The sequence below is a fragment of the Agromyces intestinalis genome, assembly GCF_008365295.1.
Classification (GTDB): Bacteria; Actinomycetota; Actinomycetes; order Actinomycetales; family Microbacteriaceae; genus Agromyces; species Agromyces intestinalis.
Genome location: NZ_CP043505.1, coordinates 79,936 through 97,210 on the forward strand (window position 1 = coordinate 79,936; position 17,275 = coordinate 97,210).

Below are 17,275 nucleotides of genomic sequence, written 5' to 3' on the forward strand. Positions count from 1 at the left end.
GAGGACGACTCGTAGACTCGACCCATGCTCGACTACGTCGACACGGGGCTAAGCGCCAACTCCGTGCCGTATCTCGAGGGACTCACCCTCCAGCGCGCCGTCCATCGCGCGGTCGTCGCGGGCGAACGCCCCGACACCGTCATCCTCCTGCAGCACGAGTCGGTCTACACCGCCGGCAAGCGCACCGCCCCCGACGAGCGACCGAGCGACGGTACCCCGGTCGTCGACGTCGACCGGGGCGGCAAGATCACCTGGCACGGCCCGGGGCAGCTCGTCGGCTATCCCATCGTGCGCCTGCCTGAACCGATCGACGTCGTCGGCTACGTCCGGCTGCTCGAGGGCGTGCTGATCGAGGTGCTCGCCGAGACCGGCGTCGAAGGCCACCGCGTCGAGGGCCGTTCAGGCGTCTGGACCGGCGAGCGTCGGGACGCCAAGATCGCCGCGATCGGCATCCGCGTCGAAGGCGGCGTCACCATGCACGGCTTCGCCCTGAACTGCTCGAACGACCTCGCACCGTACGACCGCATCGTCGCATGCGGCATCCGCGATGCCGGGGTCACGACGATCTCGCGAATCCTCGGCCACGAGGTGACCCCGGCCGACGTCGCCGAGCCCGTTCGCAGACGGTTGGACTCCGCGCTCGGCGCTCACCTCACGGCGGTCGCCGCATGAGCGCGGCACCCGACGGTCGGCGGATGCTCCGCGTCGAGGTGCGCAACGCGCAGACCCCGATCGAGCGCAAGCCCGAGTGGATCAAGACGCGCGCGAAGATGGGGCCGGAGTTCCGCGAGCTGCACGCGCTCGTCAAGAGCGAGGAACTCCACACCGTCTGCCAGGAGGCCGGCTGCCCCAACATCTACGAGTGCTGGGAGGATCGCGAGGCGACGTTCCTCATCGGCGGTTCCCAGTGCACCCGTCGGTGCGACTTCTGCCAGATCGACACCGGCAAGCCGGCCGAATACGACGTCGACGAGCCGCGCCGGGTCGCCGAGTCGGTGCTGCGCATGCAACTGCGATACTCGACCGTCACGGGCGTGGCCCGCGACGACCTACCCGACGAGGGCGCGTGGCTCTACGCCGAGACGATCCGCGAGATCCACCGGCAGTCGCCCGGTACGGGCGTCGAGATCCTGGTGCCCGACTTCTCGGGCCGACCCGAACACCTCGCCGAGGTCTTCTCAGCCGAGCCCGAGGTGTTCGCGCACAACGTCGAGACCGTGCCCCGCATCTTCAAGCGCATCCGCCCGGCGTTCCGGTACGACCGGTCGCTCGGCGTGCTCACCGCAGCGCGCGAGGCCGGATTGATCACGAAGTCGAACCTCATCCTCGGCATGGGCGAGGAACGCCACGAGATCTCGCAGGCCCTGCGCGACCTGCACGACGCCGGCACCGACATCATCACGATCACGCAGTACTTGCGACCGAGCCCGCGTCACCTGCCGGTCGCGCGCTGGGTGCGGCCCGAGGAGTTCGTCGAGCTGAAGACCGAGGCCGAACGCATCGGATTCCTCGGTGTGCTCGCGGGGCCGCTGGTCAGGTCGTCCTACCGGGCCGGGCGGCTCTGGGCGCAGTCGATGCGTGCGAAGGGCCGCGAACTTCCCGCCGACCTCGCGCACCTGGCCGACGAATCGGCCGGTTTCGCACAGGCCGTCGGATGACCCGGGCCGGGGCCGCCGAGGTCGCGCAGCGCGGTCCGCGGCGGCCCCGGCCGCCGGTATCCTAGACGGCATGGCACGCACCAAGGACTCCGCGTCCGCCCCCAAGGAGCCCGGCCGCCTGAAGCAGATGTGGCAGGTCTTCCAGATGACCCGCCGCTACGACTCGACGGCGCCCTGGCTCATGCTGCTCGGCTTCCTCGCGCCGGTGGCGGTCGCACTCGCATTCGCGCTCTGGCTGAGCGCCGGCAACGCCCTGACGATCACGCTCTGGGTGGTCGCCGGCGTGCTGGCGGGTCTGCTGATCGCAATGGTGATCCTCGGCCGCCGCGCCGAGCGTGCCGCCTACTCGCAGATCGACGGGCAGCCCGGCGCGGTCGGCGCGGTGCTGCGCGGGGGCCTGCGCGGCGGATGGATGGGCAACGAGATGCCGGTCGCCGTCAACGGCAAGACGCAGGACGCGGTCTACCGCGCCGTCGGCCGCGGCGGTGTCGTCCTGATCAGCGAGGGTCCGGCGTCGCGCACCCGTCGGATGCTCGAGGACGAGCAGCGGAAGGTCGCCCGCGTGCTGCCGAACGTGCCGATCACCCTGATGTCGGTCGGCCATGACGAGGGCGACGTGCCGCTGCACCGCCTCGCCGCGACGCTGCGCAAGACCAAGCGCGTCATCACCAAGCCCGAGGTCGTCGCCGTGTCGAACCGGCTCAACTCGCTGCAGTCGTCGCTGCCGATTCCGAAGGGCATCGACCCGATGAAGGCGCGCCCGCAGCGCGGTCGCATGCGCTGAGCGGCAGCGTTCCGCTTCGACGTCGCGAGAACGGGGCATCCGATCGGATGTCCCGTTCCGCATGCTCAGCGCCGGATGAGCACCGTACCGGCCACCTTGTCGTGGAACCCGCGCTGGTCGGAGTCCCACACGAGTGCGGGCAGCACGATCACGAGCAGCAGCGTGCGCACCACCGGCCGCCACGGGCCGACCCACCCGCCGATGAGCGGCACGATCTGCAGCCCGAACAGGCGGTGGCCGATGCTGCCGCCGATGGTCGGAATGAGCAGCACCTGCATCAGCGCGAAGATCACGAGCGTCGCGATGGTCTGCGCCGTCGAGGTGTACGGGCCGAAGAAGAGCGCGATGAGGTTCGCGATGAGCCAGTCGACGAGGATGGCGCCGAGCCGGCGCCCGACGCGGCCCACCGAGCCTCGGCCCGTATTCGGAAGGCCGAGCCGCTCACCGGGCCAACGACTGGGTTCGAGATCGCCGAAGGTGGTCGGTGGGGATTCTGGCACCCGACGATTCTACGTTCCGGCATGGCGTAACACGGTCGAAACAATCGCGTCACGGTCGGGAAACCGCCCCTGAGTACGGTCGGTTACGGCCGAGCAAAGCGCCCGTCGCCACAACCCGTCGCCCTGGAGAGTGTCGTCACATGTTCAGTGATTCGTCTGAAGTCCTCAAGTTCATCAAGGAGACGGAGGTCAAGTTCCTCGACATCCGCTTCACCGACCTCCCGGGCGTGCAGCAGCACTTCAACATCCCGGCGTCGACCGTCGACGAGGACTTCTTCACCGTCGGCCAGCTCTTCGACGGCTCGTCGATCCGCGGCTTCGCGTCGATCCACGAGTCCGACATGCAGCTCATCCCCGATGTGACGACGGCGTACGTCGACCCGTTCCGGGCCGAGCGCACGCTGGTCATGATCTTCGACATCTACAACCCGCGCAACGGCGAGATCTACGCGAAGGACCCGCGTCAGGTCGCCAAGAAGGCCGAGAAGTACCTCGCCTCGACCGGCATCGCCGACACCGCCTACTTCGCCCCCGAGGCCGAGTTCTACATCTTCGACGACGTGCGCTACGAGGTGAAGCAGAACGGCGCGTTCCACTTCATCGACTCCGAAGAGGCGGCCTGGAACTCGGGCCGTGTCGAGGAGGGCGGCAACCTCGCCAACAAGACCCCGTACAAGGGCGGCTACTTCCCGGTCTCCCCGACCGACAAGCAGGCCGACCTGCGCGACGACATCTCGCTGAAGCTCATCGATGCGGGCCTCATCCTCGAGCGCGCGCACCACGAGGTGGGCACCGCCGGCCAGGCCGAGATCAACTACCGCTTCGACACGATGGTGCACGCGGCCGACGACATCCTGAAGTTCAAGTACATCGTCAAGAACACGGCCGACCAGTGGGGCAAGACCGCCACGTTCATGCCGAAGCCGCTGTTCGGCGACAACGGCTCGGGCATGCACACCCACCAGTCGCTCTGGAACGAGGGCCAGCCCCTGTTCTACGACGAGGCCGGCTACGGCGGCCTCAGCGACATCGCCCGCTGGTACATCGGCGGGCTGCTCAAGCACGCTCCCGCGGTGCTCGCGTTCACGAACCCGACCGTGAACTCGTACCACCGCCTCGTGCCGGGCTTCGAGGCGCCCGTCAACCTGGTGTACTCGGCCGGCAACCGTTCGGCGGCCATCCGCATCCCGATCACGGGCACCAACCCGAAGGCCAAGCGCATCGAGTTCCGTGCACCGGACGCCTCGGGCAACCCGTACCTCGCCTTCGCCGCCCAGCTCATGGCCGGCCTCGACGGCATCAAGAACCGCATCGAGCCGCACGAGCCGGTCGACAAGGACCTCTACGAGCTCCCCGCCGAGGAGGCGAAGTCGATCCCGCAGGTGCCGGGCACGCTCGACGCCGTGCTCGAAGCGCTCGAGGCCGACCACGACTTCCTCCTCGAGGGCGGCGTGTTCACCAAGGAGCTCATCGAGACCTGGATCGACTACAAGCGCGAGAAGGAGCTGAAGCCGCTGGCCCAGCGCCCGCACCCCTTCGAGTTCGAGCTCTACTACGGCGTCTGACCGACTGCCCCCCTGCAGTCCCCACGGGGTCGCACCGCTTCGGCGGTGCGACCCCTCCCCTGTTTCCGAGCTCGCCGATCGAGGAGGGGCCGACGCGGTCGGACGCGTCTCGAGACCGGGCGCGTGCCGAGCTCAGCCCCGCGCCGGCCGCGGCGCCAACCCGTAGAACTCGCGCTCGAACACCGCTCGAGCACGCCGGGTGACGCCGAGGTAGTCGTGCTCGAGGCGTGAGGCGGATCCGGGCGGGTAGCCCATGATGCGGGCAACCCCCTCGAGCTGCACCCGGTCGACCGGCAGCACGTCGGTGGTGCGGTCGAGCCAGAGCGTCAGCGCCGACCTCGCCCGTGACGCGAAGATCCATGCCTCGCGCAGCGCGCGTGCGTCGGCGTCGACGAGGAGCCCGGCACCGAGCGCGCGGTCGAGCGCATCGAGCGTCGACGTCGTGCGCAGTTCAGGGATCTTCGACGCATGCTCGAGCTGCAACAGCTGCACGAACCACTCCACGTCGCTCAACGAGCCGCGGCCGAGCTTCAGATGCCGCGCGGGATCGGCACCCTGCGGCAGCCGCTCGTTCTCGACGCGCGCCTTGATGCGCTTGACTTCGCGGATGTCGCGTTCCGAGATCTCGTCGGGGTATCGGATCTGGTCGGCGAGCTCGGTGAACTCGGCGATGAGCCGGGCGTCGCCGGCGACGGCGCGCGCGCGCAGCAGCGCCTGGGCCTCCCAGGTGAGCGACCAGCGCGCGTAGTAGGCGCGGTACGCCTCGATCGACCGGGCCACCACGCCGTTCTTGCCCTCGGGGCGCAGGTCCGCGTCGAGCTCGAACGGCAGCCGGGCGTCAGTGCTGAGCCGCCCGAGCTCGGCCACGATGCGCAGTGCCTCGCGCGCGGCGACATCTCCATCGACGTCGATCGCCCGGTACACGTAGATGATGTCGGCGTCGGAGCTGATGCCGAGCTCGCGCCCGCCGAACCGCCCCATGCCGATCACCGCGAACTCGATGCCGCCGACGCCGTCGCGTCGAATCGCCTCGACGAGCGCGGCGATATGGCTCTCGGTCACGTCGCTCAACCCGTGTCCGAGCTCCTCGACCGTGCAGACGTCGAGGATCGCCGACATCGCGAGCCGCAGCACCTCGCGCCGGCGGACGGCGCGCAGCACCTTCGCCGCGGCGTCGGCGTCGGCGTGCCGGGTGAGCACGGCACGGGCCTCGTCGCGCAGCGCCGAGAGCGGGCGGGGTCGCAGCTCGTCGATGTCCTCGAGCCACGCGACCGCCTCGGGGATGCGCTCCAGCAGTTCGCCGGCGAACCGCGAGCCCGACAGCACCCGGGTCAGTCGCATCGCCGCGTCCGAGGAGTCGCGCAGCAGCCGCAGGTACCAGTGGGTGGTGCCGAGCGCCTCGCTCACGCGGCGGAACGCGAGCAGCCCGTAGTCGGGGTCGGCGCCCTCGGCGATCCACGAGATCAGCACCGGCAGCAGGTGCCGCTGGATCGTCGCGCGTCGCGACACCCCCGCGGTGAGCGCGCCGAGATGTGCGAGCGCGCCATGCGGGTCGCGGAAGCCGATCGCGGCGAGCCGGGCCTCGGCCTGCTCGCTCGTGAGCTCGAGGCCGTCGGCAGGCAACGCCGCCACCGCCGACAGCAGCGGTCGGTAGAAGAGTCGCTCGTGCAGTCCGCGCACGCGCTGTTTGGTGCCCTGCCAGACCGAGCGCAGCTCGTCGGCGGTGCGCGCGAGCCCGGTGGCGCGTGCCAGCGAACGCAGCTCCGTGTCATCCGTGGGCATGAGGTGCGTGCGACGCAACCGAGCCAGCTGCAGCCGATGCTCGATGACCCGCAGCACGCGGTAGTCACGTGAGAACTCGGCCGCCTCCTCGCGACCGACGTAGCCGGTCTCGGCGAGGGCGGACAGCGCCGGCAGGGTGCCAGCCTGTCGGATCGCCGGGTCGGTCGCGCCGTGCACGAGTTGCAGCAGCTGCACCGTGAACTCGATGTCTCGCAGGCCGCCGGGGCCGAGCTTCACCTGTCGCTCGACCTCGGCCGCGGGGATGTGCTCGGTCACGCGTTCGCGCATGCGCTGCACCGACTCGACGAAGCCCTCCCGCGATGAACTCGACCACACCTTCGGCGCGACGCCGGCGCAGTAGCCCTCGCCGAGCTCGACATCGCCGGCGAGCGGCCTGGCCTTCAGCAGTGCCTGGAACTCCCAGCTCTTGGCCCAGCGGTCGTAGTACTGCAGGTGCGAGTCGAGCGTGCGCACCAGCGCGCCGTCCTTGCCCTCGGGGCGCAGGTTCGGGTCGACCTCCCAGAGCGGCGGCTCGATGCCCGACTCGGCGATCGCGCGCATCGCCACCATCGCGATGCGCGTCGCGATCTCGATCGCCCGTGCGGACGACACCGCCGCCTCATCCGCGGACTCGCCGACGAAGATCACGTCGACGTCACTCACGTAGTTGAGCTCGCGCGCACCCGCTTTGCCCATGCCGATCACGGCGAGCCGCGTCGCCGCGACCTCGTCCTCGGGGAAGCGGCCCGGCGCCGCCGGCTCGGAGTCGCCGCCCGAAACGACGCGACGGGCGACGACGAGCGCGGCGTCGAGGGCTGCGCCCGCGAGATCGGCGAGCCCGGTCGCGACCGTGTCGAGCGCGTCGATCGGGCTGGTGCGCGTGAGATCCCACACGGCGATGCCGGCCAGCAGACGGCGGTAGCCGACCCGGAGGGAGCGCACGACCTGCTCGTCGGTCGCGCCCGGTGCGGCGGCGGCGGTCGCGATCACCTCGGCGAGCACGGCGGATGCCTCGGGCTGCCCCAGCGGCCGCCTCGGCGTGCCGCGCAGCAGCACGAGCTCGGCCGGGTTGCGCTGGAAGAAGTCGGCGAAGCCGCGGGATGCCCCGAGCAGCACCGCCGTGCGCGCCGCCGCGTCGGGATCGGCGAGCAGCCCCGCGACGGCCTCGCCCGCGCGATCGTGCAGCCGGCGCAGCGCCAGCAGCGCCTCGTCGGGGTCGGCCGCGCGTGCGAATGCGTCGAGCAGCGCCTCGACCGAGACCCCGGTGTCGGCGGAGAGCGCGGCGATCGTCTCGGCCGCGCGATCCAGTTCCGCGAACCCGGCGCGCACGAGGGCGCCGAGGATCGGAAGCTGTCGAGACATCCGTGCGGTCAGAGGATCTCGAGATTGCGCTGCAGCTCGAAGGGGGTGACCTGCGAGCGGTAGTCGCGCCACTCCGCGCGCTTGTTCGCGAGCACATAGCTGAACACCTGCTCGCCGAGCGTCTCGGCGACCAGGTCGGACTCCTCCATGTACTCGATCGCGTGGTCGAGGCTCGCGGGCAGCGGGTTGTAGCCGAGCGCCCGGCGCTCGCTGTCGCTCAGCGTCCAGACGTTGTCTTCGGCCTCGGGCGGCAGCTCGTAGCCCTCTTCGATGCCTTTGAGCCCTGCGGCGAGCAGCAGTGAGAACGCGAGGTACGGGTTCGCGGCCGAGTCGATCGCGCGGTACTCGACCCGGTGGCTCTGCCCCTTGTTGGGCTTGTAGAGCGGCACGCGTACGAGCGCCGACCGGTTGTTGTGACCCCAGCAGACGAAGCTCGGCGCCTCACCGCCGCCCCACAACCGCTTGTAGGAGTTCACGAACTGGTTCGTGACCGCTGAGATCTCGCAGGCGTGCTTGAGCAGGCCGGCGATGAACTGGCGACCGATCTTCGAGAGCTGGTACTGAGCGCCCGCCTCGTAGAACGCGTTCTGGTCGCCCTCGAACAGCGACAGGTGCGTGTGCATGCCGCTGCCCGGATGCTCGGAGAAGGGCTTGGGCATGAACGTCGCGTACACCCCCTGCTCGATCGCGACCTCTTTGACGACCGTGCGGAAGGTCATGATGTTGTCGGCCATCGCGAGCGCGTCGGCGTAGCGGAGGTCGATCTCGTTCTGCCCTGGGCCGGCCTCGTGATGGCTGAACTCGACCGAGATGCCGAGGTCCTCGAGCATCCGCACGCTGCGACGGCGGAAGTCGTGCGCCGTGCCGCCCGGCACGTTGTCGAAGTAGCCCGCCGAGTCGACGGGGATCGGGCCCTCGGCGCCGTACTTCGACGACTTCAGCAGGTAGAACTCGATCTCGGGGTGCGTGTAGAACGTGAATCCGCGGTCGGCCGCCAGGGCGAGCGTGCGCTTCAGCACGTTGCGCGGGTCGGCCACGGCGGGCTCGCCGTCGGGCGTGCTGATGTCGCAGAACATGCGCGCGGTCGGGTCGATCTCGCCACGCCACGGCAGGATCTGGAACGTCGACGGGTCGGGGAACGCGAGCAGGTCGGACTCGAAGGTGCGGCTCAGACCCTCGATCGCCGAGCCGTCGAATCCGATGCCCTCGGCGAAGGCCCCTTCGACCTCGGCCGGCGCGATCGCGACCGACTTCAGCGTGCCCACCACGTCGGTGAACCAGAGCCTCACGAACTTGACGCCTCGCTCTTCGATGGTCCGGAGCACGAAGTCCCGCTGCTTGTCCATCCACACCCTTCCTCGCTTCTCACAGCGTAGTGGCTCGCACCGCCCCGGGGCAGGCGATGAGGCGGGTCATGACGGCGCCCGCGCGAACGGGTGCCGACCACCGCTGTGCCAGACTGAGCCCATGCCAGAGCAGTCCGAACAGAACCCGTACGGCGGCGCGGCCAAGGCTGCGCCCGGAGTCAAGCGGGTGCGCACCCGGCACTTCCAGAACGCGAAACGCGACGGCATCAAGATCACCGGGCTCACGAGCTACGACCAGCTCACCGCCCGCATCTTCGACGAGGCCGGCGTCGACTTCCTGCTCGTCGGCGACTCAGCCGGCAACAACGTGCTCGGCTACGACACCACGCTGCCGGTGACCGTGGACGAGCTCATCCCCCTCACCCGTGCGGTCGCCGGTGCCGTGAGCCGTGCGTTCGTGATCGGCGACATGCCGTTCGGCTCCTACGAGTCGGGTGCCGAGGAGGCGCTGCACACGGCGGTGCGCTTCATGAAGGAGGCCGGCGCGCACGCGGTCAAGCTCGAGGGCGGCGAACGCAGCCACAAGCAGATCCGCCGGATCGTGCAGTCGGGCATCCCGGTGATGGCCCACATCGGCTTCACCCCGCAGAGCGAGCACGGGTTGGGCGGGCACCTCATCCAGGGCCGCGGCGACCAGGTCGAGCAGTTGCTGGCCGACGCCCGGTCGGTGCAGGCGGCGGGCGCCTTCGCGGTCGTGCTCGAGATGGTTCCGTCGGACGCCGCGCGGCAGGTCACCGACGCGCTGGACATCCCGACGATCTCGGTCGGCGCAGGGCCGCATTGCGACGGCCAGCTCCTCGTCTGGACGGACTGGGCGGGGCTCACGACCGGGCGCATCCCGAAGTTCGTGAAGCAGTACGCCGACCTCGCGGGCGTGCTCTCGACGGCCGCGCACGAATGGCGCGACGACGTCGCGAACGGCATCTACCCGGGGCCCGAGCACTCGTACGAGTGACGGATTGCGGTCGGCTCAGGCGTCGGCCGCGTCCTCCTCGGCCCACTTCGCGCTGTTCTCGCGCAGCTTCTCGAGCGCCCGCTCGGCCTCGGCACGGGTCTGGAACGGGCCGACCCGGTCGGCCGACGGCGACAGCAGGCCGTGCTCGACCTCGCCGGTGCGCATGTTGTACCAGTAGGCGTGTTCGATGTCGTCGACCATGGCCCGATCCTACGCCCCGACCCGGCGCGATAGTCTGGCGCCATGGCGAGCACGAAGGCGATCGGCATCGACATCGGCGGAACCGGGATCAAGGGGGCGGTGGTCGATCTCGAGACCGGCGAACTGGCCTCCGACCGCATCAAGGTTCCCACCCCCGAGGGCGGCGAACCCGACGACATCCTCGAGTCGACGCGCGAACTGCTCGATCGGCTCGACGCGGTGGCCGGCGACGAGGCGAAGCTGCCGGTCGGGGTCTGCTTCCCCGCGATCGTGAAGCAGGGTCGCACGCTGTCGGCGGCGAACGTGTCGAAGAAGTGGATCGGCCTGGACGCCGAGCCCCGGTTCGAGCAGATCCTCGAGCGGGACATCCACTTCGTCAACGATGCGGATGCCGCCGGCTACGCCGAGATCCGGTTCGGCGCCGCAGCCGGACAGCAGGGCCTCGTCATCCTCACGACGCTCGGCACCGGCATCGGTTCGGCGCTCATCTTCGACGGCGTGCTGATTCCGAACTCCGAGCTCGGCCACCTCGAGATCGACGGGCACGACGCCGAGAGCCGGGCGGCGTACTCGGCGATGGAGCGCGAGAACCTCGACTGGAAGCACTGGGCGAAGCGCCTGCAGCGCTACTACTCGCACGTCGAGTTCCTCTTCACTCCCGACCTCTTCGTGGTCGGCGGCGGCGTCTCGAAGCACTGGGACGCGTTCGCGCCGCTGCTCGACCTGCGCACGCCGATCGTGCCGGCCCGGCACCGCAACAACGCCGGAATCCTGGGTGCGGCGGCGCTCGCGGCACGCTGAGGCCGGTCGGCTGAGGGGCGAGCGGGCCGGCTGATACGCCGGGTTCTGTTCACCGGGCGCTTGCGCGACACCGGCTGGACGGCCATCTCTCTCGGAGCTGCGTTGCCGCAGCCCTCCAGCGGCCTACCCGGAGACGGGACGGGCAGCCCCATGGTCTCCTGTCTGGCCTTGCTCCGGACGAGGTTTACCGAGCCGACCGCGTCACCGCGGCCGCTGGTGGGCTCTTACCCCACCGTTTCACCCTTACCGCGTGCCAAGGCCCGCGGCGGTCTGTTCTCTGTGGCACTGTCTCTCGGGTTTCCCCGGGTGGGCGTTACCCACCGTCCTGCCCTGCGGAGCCCGGACGTTCCTCGGCGCCCGATCGCTCGGGCGACGCGACCGTCTTGCCGACCCGCTCGCTCATTCCAGCCTACCGGGCTCAGAGCCCCGACTCGTCGGTGCGCACGAGGATGCGGTCGCACTCGGGGCACTGCAGCACGTCGTCGTCGGCGGCTCGGCGCACACGCTCGAGGTCGGACCCGGTGAGCGTGATGGTGCAGCCGCCGCAGGTGCGCTGGCGAAGCAGCGCCGCCCCGACGCCGCCGCCGCGGGTGCGACGCTGCTCGTAGAACGCGAGCAGATCGTCGGGCACGAGGCCTGCGACGGCTTCGCGGTCGCGTTCGGCCGCGACGCGGTCGGCATCGAGCGCGGATGCCGCGTCACCCCGTTCGCCCTCGAGACGCAGGCGGTCGGCGGCGATGGCGGCGCGTTCCTCGTCGATCGACGCGACGACGCGCTCGGCGTCCTCGGCACGCTGCATGACGACGAGCTCCTGGTCTTCGAGATCGGACAGGCGCTTGCGCAGCGACACCAGCTCGGACTCGAGCGCGGTGACGTCCTTCATCGACGAGGTGTGCGTGAGCCGCTCGCCATCGCGCGCGATGCGCGCCTCGACGATCTGCACGTCGGACTCGATGCGCCCAAGCTCGGTGCGGATGTCTTCCAATGCGCCGAGAGCTTCGGCGCGGGCGCGCCGCTGCACGTCGTCGCGGGTGGCCAGCTCGGCCAGCTCGGCGGTCTGCGGCAGGGCGCCGAGCCGGTGCGCGAGCTGCGCGAGCCGGGTGTCGAGCGCCTGCACCCGAAGGAGGTCGAGCTGTGCGGATGGGGTGGCCTTCACGTGGTGCTCCTCGTGGGGGTCGTGGTGGGTTCGATCATTGCACGACTGCGAAATCCCACGGATCGGTACGGAGCTCGGAGACCCGGATGTCGAGCCCCGGCAAGGCCTCGGCCAGCTCGGCCGCGGCGCGCTCGAGCCAGAGCCATTCGCTGGCCCAGTGCGACACGTCGATGAGCGCCGGACCCCCGACGAGCAGCGCCTGCTCGCGCGCCTCGGAGGCCGGGTGGTGCCGCAGGTCGGCGGTGATGTAGACGTCGGCGGCCCGTACGGCGGGGTCGGCGAGCAACGAGTCGCCGGCTCCCCCGCACACCGCGATCGTTTCGACCGGGTCGTCGTACCCGCCCGAGACGCGCACGCCGCCGGCGGTCGGCGGCAGCAGGTCGGCCAGCGTGCGCGCGAGCCGGCCGAGCGTCGTGGGTGCCGGCAACCGCCCCACCCGGCCGAGCCCGCGCGCCGGGTCGGCGGACGGCACGATCGGCGAGGCATCCAGCAGGCCGAGACGCTCGGCGAGGACCGCGGAGGTGCCGGTCTCGACCACGTCCGCGTTCGTGTGCGCGCCGATGAGGGCGCAGCCGCCGCGGATGAGCCGCGCCAGCAGCGCGCCCTTGTACCGGTCTTCGGCGACGCTCGTCACCCCGCGCAGCAGCAGCGGATGGTGGGCGATCAGCAGGTCGGCGCCCTGCTCGATCGCCTCATCGACCGTCGCGGCGACGGCGTCGACGGCGAAGAGCACGTGCCGCACCTCGGCACCGGGGTCGCCGGTGACGAGTCCCGGAGCATCCCAGGCTTCGGCCCCCGAGAGGGGCCACAACCGGTCGACGACCTCGAGCACTTCGGCGAGCAGCACTGGCATCCGTTCAGCCTAGCCGCGAGGCATCCGTTCGCGACGGTGCGACGTCAGTGGGCCCGGCCGGGCTCGAACCGACGACATCCACGGTGTAAACGTGGCGCTCTACCAACTGAGCTACAGGCCCCCGCGCCGGTGCGGCGCACGCCCATGGTAGTCGAGCGCGCCTACACTCGCGGGCATGGAGCCCCTGCGGCAGCATCCGAGCCGCACCGCGACCGCGGAGCATCGCTGGCCGGCGATCGTCGCGCTCGCGGCGGCCCTCGCGCTCTACGCACTGCTGCCGAACGCGATCCTCGGGCCGCAGCGCTACATCGTGGTCGGCGTCGGGCTGGCCCTGCTGGTGCCGCTCGTCGTCGCCAACCCGCACCGCCTCACCCGGCAGACCCCGTGGACCCGCGGGCTGTCGGTCGTGTTCGCATCGCTGCTGGTGGCGACCAACCAGGTGACGCTGCTGCTCCTGCTGGGAACGCTCGTCGACCCGCAGCAGGATGCCCCGGGGCTGCTGGTCGCCGCGCTGCAGGTCTGGGTGGTGAACGTCATCGGGTTCACCACGCTGTACTGGGAACTCGACCGCGGCGGCCCCGTCGCGCGGACGATGCTCGCGCGCGCCGACCTGCCGCCCGCCGACCTGCGGTTCCCGCAGGACGAGGACGACGACGCCGTGACCGAGGTCGCCGCGCGGTCGTCGGCGGTGGTCGACTGGACGCCCCGCTACGTCGACTACCTCTACTCGACGCTCGCGAACTCGATGGCGTTCAGCGCGACCGACGCGATGCCGCTGTCGCCCCGCTTCAAGCTGCTCTGGTCGCTGCAGGCCTTCGGCGGGTTCCTCATCCTGGCGCTCGTGATCGCGAGGAGCGTGAACATCCTCGCGTGAGGGACCCGGGGCATCCCGCCCCTGCGCTGGGCTGCGGGCTTGGAACTCGGCTCAGCCGCGGAGCGCCGCGAGTGCGCTCCGGTAGGCCTCGATCGGGCGCGGCTCGCCGGCCGCGGACGCGAACGAGGCGCGCACCAGACCGGATGCATCGATGACGAAGCTCGCACGCGACGCGAAGCCCCGATCCGCCTCGAACGCGCCGTACGCCTGCGCGACCGCGCCGTGCGGCCAGAAGTCGCTCAGCAGCGGGAAGCCGAAACGCTCCTGCTCGGACCAGGCCCGCAGGGCGTACTTCGAGTCGACCGACACCGCGGCCAGTCGCACGCCCTCGGCCTCGAACAGCTCGAGCCGATCGCGCAGCTCGCACAGCTCGCCGTGGCAGGTGCGCGAGAACGCGAACGGGAAGAAGACGAGCGCCACCGCGCCGCGCTCGCGGAGGCGCCGCAGCGACGTGGGCGCGCCGAACGCGTCGGGCAGCTCGAACTCGGGGGCGACTGCTCCGGGCGAGAGGATCACCTCGTCAGCCTAAGGGCGTTCGGACCTGCCCGACCGCGGACGGTGGGACCGCGGGCGGGCATAGACTCATTAGGATGGCGTCGTCGCCCCGGACGGGATCCGTTCGCGCGTGCGCGCGCCGTGTGCGCAGACACCCCTGCTGCTGAAGAGAGAGGTCGAGTGTGACTGTCAACGACCAGGATCCGTACTCGGTCGGAGCATACGATGCCGACCCCGACGAGACGGCCGAGTGGAACGAGTCCCTCGACGCGCTCGTCGGAGAGAAGGGTCACCAGCGCGGTCGGGAGATCATGCTGAGCCTGTTGAAGCGGTCGAAGGAGCTGCACCTCGGCGTGCCGATGGTGCCGACCACCGACTACCTCAACACGATCGCCCCTGAGAACGAGCCCGAGTTCCCCGGCGACGAGGAGATCGAGCGCCGCTATCGCGCATGGATCCGCTGGAACGCGGCCATGCTCGTGCACCGCGCCCAGCGCCCCGGCATCGCGGTCGGCGGCCACATCTCGACGTACGCCTCGTCGGCTGCGCTCTACGAGGTCGGGTTCAACCACTTCTTCCGCGGCCCCGACCACCCGGGCGGCGGCGACCAGGTCTTCTTCCAGGGGCACGCCTCCCCCGGCATGTACGCGCGCGCCTTCCTCGAGGGCCGGCTCGACGGCGACCAGCTCGACGGGTTCCGTCAAGAGAAGTCGCACGCGCCGAACGGGCTCTCGAGCTACCCGCACCCGCGGCTCATGCCCGAGTTCTGGCAGTTCCCGACCGTGTCGATGGGGCTCGGCCCGATCAATGCGATCTACCAGGCGCAGCTCAACAAGTACCTCACCAACCGCGGCATCAGGGATGCGTCCGACCAGCACGTCTGGGCGTTCCTGGGCGACGGCGAGATGGACGAGGTCGAGAGCCGCGGCCAGCTCCAGGTCGCCGCGAACGAGGGACTCGACAACCTGACGTTCGTCGTGAACTGCAACCTGCAGCGCCTCGACGGCCCGGTGCGCGGCAACGGCAAGATCATCCAGGAGCTCGAGAGCTTCTTCCGCGGCGCCGGCTGGAACGTCATCAAGGTCGTATGGGGCCGGGAGTGGGACGATCTGCTCGCCCGCGACCACGACGGGGCGCTGCGCAACCTCATGAACGTCACGCCCGACGGCGATTACCAGACCTACAAGGCCGAGTCGGGCGCGTACGTGCGCGAGAACTTCTTCGGCCGCGACCCGCGCGCCCTCGAGCTCGTCAAGCACCTCAGCGACGACGAGGTCTGGGGCCTGAAGCGCGGCGGCCACGACTACCGCAAGGTGTACGCGGCGTTCAAGGCCGCGGTCGAGCACACGGGCCAGCCCACCGTCATCCTCGCGAAGACCATCAAGGGCTATGGTCTCGGTCCGGCCTTCGAGGGTCGCAACGCGACCCACCAGATGAAGAAGATGACGCTGGACAACCTGAAGACGTTCCGCGACACGATGCGCATCCCGATCAGCGACGCGCAGCTCGAGGAGAACCCGTACCTTCCGCCGTACTACCACCCCGGCGAGAGCGACGAGGCGATCCAGTACCTGCACGAACGCCGCCGCGCGCTCGGCGGCTACCTGCCCGAGCGCCGCACGAACCACACCGCGATCTCGCTGCCCGACGACTCGGCGTACGCGATCGCCAAGAAGGGCTCGGGCACCCAGGAGATCGCGACGACCATGGCGTTCGTCCGACTCCTGAAAGACCTCATGCGCTCGAAGGACTTCGGCAACCGCGTGGTGCCGATCATCCCCGACGAGGCGCGCACCTTCGGCATGGACGCGTTCTTCCCGAACGCGAAGATCTACAACCCGAACGGCCAGCACTACACGTCGGTCGACCGCGAACTGCTGCTCGCCTACAAAGAGAGCCCGCAGGGCCAGCTCGTGCACGTGGGCATCAACGAGGCCGGCGCGCTCGCCGCGTTCACCGCGATCGGCACGTCGTACTCGACGCAGGGCGAGCCGCTCATCCCGATCTACGTCTTCTACTCGATGTTCGGGTACCAGCGCACGGGCGACGCGCTGTGGGCGGCCGGCGACCAGATGGCGCGCGGCTTCCTCATCGGCGCGACCGCCGGTCGTACGACGCTCACGGGCGAGGGCCTGCAGCATGCCGACGGGCACTCGCCGCTCATCGCGGCGACCAATCCGGCCACGGTCGCGTACGACCCGGCCTACGGCTACGAGATCGGCCACATCGTGCGTGCCGGCCTCGACCGCATGTACGGCGGCAGCCACCCCGACCCGAACGTCATGTACTACCTCACGGTGTACAACGAGCCGCTCGTGCAGCCCGCCGAACCCGAGGGCGTCGACGTCGAGGGCATCGTCCGCGGCATCCACCGCATCTCGACCTCGCAGGTGGCCGGTCCCAAGGCGCATCTGCTCGCGTCGGGCGTCGCGGTGCCGTGGATCCTCGAGGCCCAGCAGCTGCTGGCCGAGGACTGGGGCGTGTCGGCCGACGTCTGGAGCGTGACGAGCTGGTCCGAGCTCGCCCGCGACGGCCAGCAGGCCGACGAGCACAACTTCCTGCATCCCGAAGAGGCGCCGCAGTACGCCTACTTCACGCAGAAGCTCGCCGGCGAGCAGGGGCCGTTCGTGGCCGTCTCCGATTACATGCGCGCGGTGCAGGAGCAGATCCGGGCCTACGTCCCGGGCCGCTACGCGACGCTCGGCGCCGACGGGTTCGGCTTCTCCGACACCCGCCCGGCCGCCCGCCGCTTCTTCAAGATCGACGGACCCTCGGTCGTCGTCCGCACCCTGCAGCTGCTCGCCGAGCGCGGCGAGGTCGACCCCTCGGCCGCCGCGCAGGCGATCGAGAAGTATCGCCTGCATGACGTGAACGCCGGCACGACGGGGACGGCCGGCGGCGAGAGCTGACGGGCGACCCCGG

General features: G+C 70.3%; 15 protein-coding genes, 1 tRNA gene and 1 other RNA gene. 8 read left to right on the forward strand and 9 right to left on the reverse strand.

Features of this window, described 5'->3' with window-relative positions; all coding sequences use genetic code 11:
* The first annotated feature begins 24 nt into the window (after nucleotides 1-24).
* The 3 genes from lipB (at nucleotide 25) to FLP10_RS00405 (ending at nucleotide 2,442) form a co-directional block, all read left to right on the forward strand.
* Nucleotides 25-672, forward strand: coding sequence for a lipoyl(octanoyl) transferase LipB (gene lipB, locus FLP10_RS00395; RefSeq protein WP_149159072.1), 648 nt, complete (start codon nucleotides 25-27; stop codon nucleotides 670-672).
* Nucleotides 669-1,658 (forward strand): lipoyl synthase, encoded by a 990-nt coding sequence (gene lipA / locus FLP10_RS00400; RefSeq protein WP_149159073.1) that lies wholly within the window; start codon nucleotides 669-671, stop codon nucleotides 1,656-1,658. Before lipB ends, lipA begins: the two co-directional genes overlap by 4 nt.
* A gap of 70 nt (nucleotides 1,659-1,728) precedes the next feature.
* Nucleotides 1,729-2,442, forward strand: a complete 714-nt coding sequence (locus FLP10_RS00405; protein ID WP_149159074.1) for a DUF4191 domain-containing protein — start codon at nucleotides 1,729-1,731, stop codon at nucleotides 2,440-2,442.
* A 65-nt stretch (nucleotides 2,443-2,507) separates the two neighbouring features.
* On the opposite strand, the gene FLP10_RS00410 is transcribed toward FLP10_RS00405, so the two are convergent.
* Nucleotides 2,508-2,942 (reverse strand): RDD family protein, encoded by a 435-nt coding sequence (locus tag FLP10_RS00410; RefSeq protein WP_149159075.1) that lies wholly within the window; start codon nucleotides 2,940-2,942, stop codon nucleotides 2,508-2,510.
* 140 nt (nucleotides 2,943-3,082) lie between these two features.
* Between FLP10_RS00410 and glnA the strand changes: the two genes are divergently transcribed.
* The gene (glnA, locus tag FLP10_RS00415) at nucleotides 3,083-4,507 is read left to right on the forward strand and encodes a type I glutamate--ammonia ligase (RefSeq protein WP_149159076.1); all 1,425 of its coding nucleotides are present in this window, start codon (nucleotides 3,083-3,085) and stop codon (nucleotides 4,505-4,507) included.
* A gap of 132 nt (nucleotides 4,508-4,639) precedes the next feature.
* Here the strand turns inward: glnA and FLP10_RS00420 are convergent, their stop codons facing one another.
* Together FLP10_RS00420 and FLP10_RS00425 are read right to left on the reverse strand one after the other, a co-directional pair.
* Nucleotides 4,640-7,651, reverse strand: coding sequence for a bifunctional [glutamine synthetase] adenylyltransferase/[glutamine synthetase]-adenylyl-L-tyrosine phosphorylase (locus FLP10_RS00420; protein WP_149159077.1), 3,012 nt, complete (start codon nucleotides 7,649-7,651; stop codon nucleotides 4,640-4,642).
* An 8-nt stretch (nucleotides 7,652-7,659) separates the two neighbouring features.
* Complete coding sequence (locus FLP10_RS00425) at nucleotides 7,660-8,997, reverse strand: glutamine synthetase family protein (RefSeq protein WP_149159078.1); 1,338 nt, start codon at nucleotides 8,995-8,997, stop codon at nucleotides 7,660-7,662.
* 121 nt (nucleotides 8,998-9,118) lie between these two features.
* Between FLP10_RS00425 and panB the strand changes: the two genes are divergently transcribed.
* The gene (gene panB / locus FLP10_RS00430; protein WP_149159079.1) at nucleotides 9,119-9,973 is read left to right on the forward strand and encodes a 3-methyl-2-oxobutanoate hydroxymethyltransferase; all 855 of its coding nucleotides are present in this window, start codon (nucleotides 9,119-9,121) and stop codon (nucleotides 9,971-9,973) included.
* Between the two features lie 15 nt (nucleotides 9,974-9,988).
* Here panB and FLP10_RS00435 read toward each other — a convergent pair whose 3' ends face one another.
* Nucleotides 9,989-10,174 carry an SPOR domain-containing protein gene (locus FLP10_RS00435; protein ID WP_149159080.1) on the reverse strand — a complete coding sequence of 62 codons (186 nt, stop codon included), beginning with the start codon at nucleotides 10,172-10,174 and terminating at the stop codon, nucleotides 9,989-9,991.
* 42 nt (nucleotides 10,175-10,216) lie between these two features.
* Between FLP10_RS00435 and ppgK the strand changes: the two genes are divergently transcribed.
* Complete coding sequence (gene ppgK, locus FLP10_RS00440; protein ID WP_149159081.1) at nucleotides 10,217-10,975, forward strand: polyphosphate--glucose phosphotransferase; 759 nt, start codon at nucleotides 10,217-10,219, stop codon at nucleotides 10,973-10,975.
* A gap of 18 nt (nucleotides 10,976-10,993) precedes the next feature.
* Here ppgK and rnpB read toward each other — a convergent pair.
* The 4 genes from rnpB to FLP10_RS00460 form a co-directional block, all read right to left on the reverse strand.
* Nucleotides 10,994-11,369, reverse strand: an RNA gene (gene rnpB / locus FLP10_RS00445) — RNase P RNA component class A.
* 24 nt (nucleotides 11,370-11,393) lie between these two features.
* The gene (locus tag FLP10_RS00450; protein WP_149159082.1) at nucleotides 11,394-12,131 is read right to left on the reverse strand and encodes a zinc ribbon domain-containing protein; all 738 of its coding nucleotides are present in this window, start codon (nucleotides 12,129-12,131) and stop codon (nucleotides 11,394-11,396) included.
* A gap of 34 nt (nucleotides 12,132-12,165) precedes the next feature.
* The gene (locus FLP10_RS00455; RefSeq protein WP_149159083.1) at nucleotides 12,166-12,984 is read right to left on the reverse strand and encodes a Nif3-like dinuclear metal center hexameric protein; all 819 of its coding nucleotides are present in this window, start codon (nucleotides 12,982-12,984) and stop codon (nucleotides 12,166-12,168) included.
* A gap of 48 nt (nucleotides 12,985-13,032) precedes the next feature.
* A tRNA-Val gene (locus FLP10_RS00460) sits at nucleotides 13,033-13,105 on the reverse strand.
* Between the two features lie 54 nt (nucleotides 13,106-13,159).
* Here FLP10_RS00460 and FLP10_RS00465 point away from each other — a divergent pair.
* Nucleotides 13,160-13,858, forward strand: coding sequence for a hypothetical protein (locus FLP10_RS00465; RefSeq protein WP_246150084.1), 699 nt, complete (start codon nucleotides 13,160-13,162; stop codon nucleotides 13,856-13,858).
* A 51-nt stretch (nucleotides 13,859-13,909) separates the two neighbouring features.
* On the opposite strand, the gene FLP10_RS00470 is transcribed toward FLP10_RS00465, so the two are convergent.
* Nucleotides 13,910-14,374 carry a peroxiredoxin gene (locus FLP10_RS00470; protein WP_149159084.1) on the reverse strand — a complete coding sequence of 155 codons (465 nt, stop codon included), beginning with the start codon at nucleotides 14,372-14,374 and terminating at the stop codon, nucleotides 13,910-13,912.
* Nucleotides 14,375-14,535: 161 nt separating this feature from the next.
* Here FLP10_RS00470 and aceE point away from each other — a divergent pair, with 161 nt between their 5' ends.
* Nucleotides 14,536-17,262, forward strand: a complete 2,727-nt coding sequence (gene aceE, locus FLP10_RS00475; protein WP_149159085.1) for a pyruvate dehydrogenase (acetyl-transferring), homodimeric type — start codon at nucleotides 14,536-14,538, stop codon at nucleotides 17,260-17,262.
* Nucleotides 17,263-17,275: the final 13 nt, after the last annotated feature.

Coding starts and splice junctions, on each gene's coding strand:
- FLP10_RS00425 (WP_149159078.1), bottom strand. CDS start 8,997: ATGGACAAGCAGCGGGACTTCGTGCTCCGGACCATCGAAGAGCGAGGC.
- FLP10_RS00435 (WP_149159080.1), bottom strand. CDS start 10,174: ATGGTCGACGACATCGAACACGCCTACTGGTACAACATGCGCACCGGC.
- lipA (WP_149159073.1), top strand. CDS start 669: ATGAGCGCGGCACCCGACGGTCGGCGGATGCTCCGCGTCGAGGTGCGC.
- FLP10_RS00455 (WP_149159083.1), bottom strand. CDS start 12,984: ATGCCAGTGCTGCTCGCCGAAGTGCTCGAGGTCGTCGACCGGTTGTGG.
- FLP10_RS00420 (WP_149159077.1), bottom strand. CDS start 7,651: ATGTCTCGACAGCTTCCGATCCTCGGCGCCCTCGTGCGCGCCGGGTTC.
- FLP10_RS00405 (WP_149159074.1), top strand. CDS start 1,729: ATGGCACGCACCAAGGACTCCGCGTCCGCCCCCAAGGAGCCCGGCCGC.
- lipB (WP_149159072.1), top strand. CDS start 25: ATGCTCGACTACGTCGACACGGGGCTAAGCGCCAACTCCGTGCCGTAT.
- ppgK (WP_149159081.1), top strand. CDS start 10,217: ATGGCGAGCACGAAGGCGATCGGCATCGACATCGGCGGAACCGGGATC.
- glnA (WP_149159076.1), top strand. CDS start 3,083: ATGTTCAGTGATTCGTCTGAAGTCCTCAAGTTCATCAAGGAGACGGAG.
- FLP10_RS00465 (WP_246150084.1), top strand. CDS start 13,160: ATGGAGCCCCTGCGGCAGCATCCGAGCCGCACCGCGACCGCGGAGCAT.
- panB (WP_149159079.1), top strand. CDS start 9,119: ATGCCAGAGCAGTCCGAACAGAACCCGTACGGCGGCGCGGCCAAGGCT.